The organism is Williamsia muralis, from assembly GCF_002735905.1.
Lineage (GTDB): Bacteria > Actinomycetota > Actinomycetes > Mycobacteriales > Mycobacteriaceae > Williamsia > Williamsia muralis_A.
Genome location: NZ_PEBD01000024.1, coordinates 1 through 796, shown reverse-complemented (window position 1 = coordinate 796; position 796 = coordinate 1). Strand labels below are relative to the sequence as shown.

Here is a 796-nt window from a genome sequence, read left to right as displayed (position 1 = left end):
ACTCGGGTATGGCCGGGGCGCCGTCGAACGACCACACGCGGGCATTCATCGGCGCCGGTACCGTACCGGCCGAGGTCTTGGCCGAGCTGATCTGTCAGACGCGTCCGCAGGTCCTCGTCGGGTACGACCCGGTGGGCAGCTACGGGCATCCTGACCACATCCAGRTACATGCGATCTGCGCCCGGGCCATCGAGCTCGCGGCAGCGTCAGAGACCCGGCCGTGGACGGTGAGCAAGCATTACTGGACGGTAACCTAAGAATCGGCGCGTGCCGACGGGCTGGCSTCTGCGCAGACGCGGGTGCCTTCGGGCTGGCGGATGCCGCTGGCGGGAGAGCTGCCCAGCCATCCCGATGCCGAGGTCACGACGGCCATCGACGTGCGAGAGGTGTACGACCACAAGGTCCGGGCACTTGCCGCTCATGCGACACAGGTCACGGTGTCGGCGTCGGGTACCGAGTACGCGTTGTCCAACAACATCATTCAGCCCATCTTCGCCGAGGAACACTACATCTTGGTGTCCGGGGTCCAGGGGCCTGCGGGGCCGGGAGGCCGTGAGCCGGACCTGTTCGGGGGGCTGTGATGCGCAGGGCGCTGCTGGTTCTCCTCTGGCTGGACGGATTCCTGGTCGGGATCGCCTCGGTGGCGTTCCTCCAGCTGACCATCGGCACCGTACAGATGCCGATCAGCGCCGTGGTGGCGGCCGCTGCGAACTGTGGCGGCCGTCGAGTACGTCACTCGCGCTCTGGTCGGTCAGCCGCAGCAGATCGGCCGGCCTCAACCGTGTCGGGAGGTGGT

At 67.5% G+C, this 796-nt stretch carries 1 protein-coding gene and 2 pseudogenes; 2 read left to right on the top strand and 1 reads right to left on the bottom strand.

Annotation, left to right across the window (positions count from 1 at the left end):
- Positions 1 to 257: pseudogene (locus CSW57_RS24595) on the top strand (N-acetyl-1-D-myo-inositol-2-amino-2-deoxy-alpha-D-glucopyranoside deacetylase); the annotation flags it as partial.
- Between the two features lie 42 nt (positions 258 to 299).
- Positions 300 to 581 (top strand): hypothetical protein, encoded by a 282-nt coding sequence (locus CSW57_RS24590; RefSeq protein ID WP_189339426.1) that lies wholly within the window; start codon positions 300 to 302, stop codon positions 579 to 581.
- Between the two features lie 117 nt (positions 582 to 698).
- On the opposite strand, the pseudogene CSW57_RS24755 reads toward CSW57_RS24590, so the two are convergent.
- A pseudogene (locus CSW57_RS24755) lies at positions 699 to 796 on the bottom strand (cysteine dioxygenase); the annotation flags it as partial.